2 protein-coding genes are annotated in these 2,119 nt (G+C 70.0%); both read left to right on the top strand.

Annotated elements, in window-relative coordinates; all coding sequences use genetic code 11:
• Positions 1–1,266: type IV secretory system conjugative DNA transfer family protein (locus DSP71_RS17585; protein WP_258546524.1), on the top strand; the 1,266-nt coding region annotated here is incomplete at its 5' end.
• Between the two features lie 212 nt (positions 1,267–1,478).
• Positions 1,479–2,003, top strand: a complete 525-nt coding sequence (locus DSP71_RS17580; RefSeq protein ID WP_036286729.1) for a hypothetical protein — start codon at positions 1,479–1,481, stop codon at positions 2,001–2,003.
• Positions 2,004–2,119 lie beyond the last annotated feature (116 nt).

Raw genomic sequence — 2,119 nt, 5'->3', positions numbered from 1 at the left:
GTGGTGATCAACATGATCCTCGACGCACCCGGCGCAGTCGTCACCACCTCGACACGACCCGATAACCTCACCGCGACCCTCCGCGCCCGTCAGGCGATCGGGCCCGTCGCGGTGTTCGACCCGCAGCACCTGGCCGAAGGCCTGCCTGCGGGGCTGCGATGGTCACCGATCCGCGGCTGCGAAGACCCGCTGACCGCGATGATCCGCGCCGCCGGACTCGCCGCAGGCACAGGCCTGTCCGCAGGCGGTGTGGAAGGAGGCGGGTTCTGGGAAGGCAAGACCCGCACAGCCCTGCAAGCCCTCCTACACGCTGCGGCTCTCGACCACCGGCAGCCGGCGGAACTGTTCCGCTGGACCCTCGACCCGTCGGCGGCGGCCGATGCGGTGGCGATCCTCGTCGGCCACCCCCGGGCGGCGGCCGGGTGGGCGGAGTCGTTGCAGGCAATGATCGACTCCGACCCCCGCACCCGCGACTCGATCTGGCAAGGCGTCTCCCTGGCGCTGGCCGCGCTCGCCGACCCGCGAGTGCTGGACGCGGTCTCACCGGGGCCTGCCGAGCAGTTCGATCCCGAGTCGTTCCTGCGCGCGAAGGGCACGCTGTATCTGCTGGCGACCGGTGCGGGCGCGAACAACAGCTCGGCGCTGGTGGCGGCCTTCGTGGAAGACCTCGTCGAGGCCGCCCGGCACATCGCCGCCACCAGCCCCGGGGCGCGCCTCGATCCGCCCCTGCTGCTGGCCCTCGATGAGGTCGGCAACCTGGCTCCGCTGCCGTCCCTTCCGACGTTGATGGCCGAAGGTGGCGGCACCGGGATCACCACCGTGCCCGTGCTGCAGTCGCTCGCGCAGGCACGGGAGAAGTGGTCGGAGAACGCGGCCAGTGCGATCTGGGACGCGTCGATCGTGAAGATCATCCTCGGTGGCGCGTCGAACTCGCGGGATCTGAACGACCTGTCGACGTTGATCGGCGAACGCGACGAGATCACCGACTCCACAACGGTCGGCGACCACGGCTCCCGGTCGGCACAACGGTCGATCCGGCGGGTGGCGATCATGCCGCCGGACACGATCAGGACCTTGCCGTTCGGCACTGCGCTCGTGCTGTTGCGCAGCGCCCCGCCGATCGTGACCCGCCTGCGCGCGTGGACGGTCCGCCGCGACGCGAAAGAGCTGCGTGCCGATCGGGCCGGTATCGAGCGGCTTCTCGAACGGCCCGCCCCCGCCACCGGTGATGTCGAGAACGCACCTGTCGGTCAGGACGAACCATAGGAGCACCCATGCCGAACGACCGCACGATGAAGCGCCGCGCCCTGTCGACGGGTGAGGGGGCCCTGTGATGGTCAGGCGGCGCGGGCCGAAGGTGCACGAGGGCCAGCTCGAGTTCGACCTGTGGGGCCTCGGTGAGACCGCAGCGGACGCGACCCTCTCGCTCGCCCGTGACGGAGAAGCGACCGACGCGAACGATGGTGGAGGAAACACGGATGAACAAGTACGGGCAGCTCGCGACGAGCCACTGGCACCAGCACCTGCCGGCCAGGTACGCGGCGTTGGAGAACCCGGCGGAGTTCTTCGAGAGCCTGGGCCGGCAGGTCGAGGCCGAGGTGTCGGACCTGCAGGCGATACTGGCAGGGACGGACCCGGCGAGGGAGACTTATCCCGAGAAGGTCGCCCGGTTGGCGACCGCGCGGAGAACAGCGGAGGAGGTCGTGATGGCACAGCTGGTGTGGAGCCACGATCCGGAGCTGCCGCTGGATCAGGCCCGCGAGGAGTGGGAGCAGACCCGGCCCTCAGACGAGAATCTGGTGACCTGGGCGGAGCGGATGCAGGACTCCCCGGACTTGATGCCCTCCTCGGTGGAGCTGGAGCAGATGGCGAAGGACTGGGCCGTCCCGGTCTCGTTCCTGGAGGGCCTGGTCGCGACGGAGCCGCCGCGGGAGTACCTGCGGGCGAACGCCGAGGTGCTGACGGAAGCGGCGACGATCCGCTTCCTCCGCGAACTCCAGTAGCCACCGCTGAATCCGCGCCGGTTCCTGAGCTGGCGTCACGATTCGTCCCGGCGTCGCAGGAAGATCTCGCACCGTCCGGGGCGAAGGCGCGGTTCCGTGCCAACGTCGAGGCGATC

The sequence above is a fragment of the Microbacterium sp. H6 genome, from assembly GCF_003314775.1.
Classification (GTDB): domain Bacteria; phylum Actinomycetota; class Actinomycetes; order Actinomycetales; family Microbacteriaceae; genus Microbacterium; species Microbacterium oxydans.
This window is presented reverse-complemented; position numbering and strand designations above follow the sequence as displayed.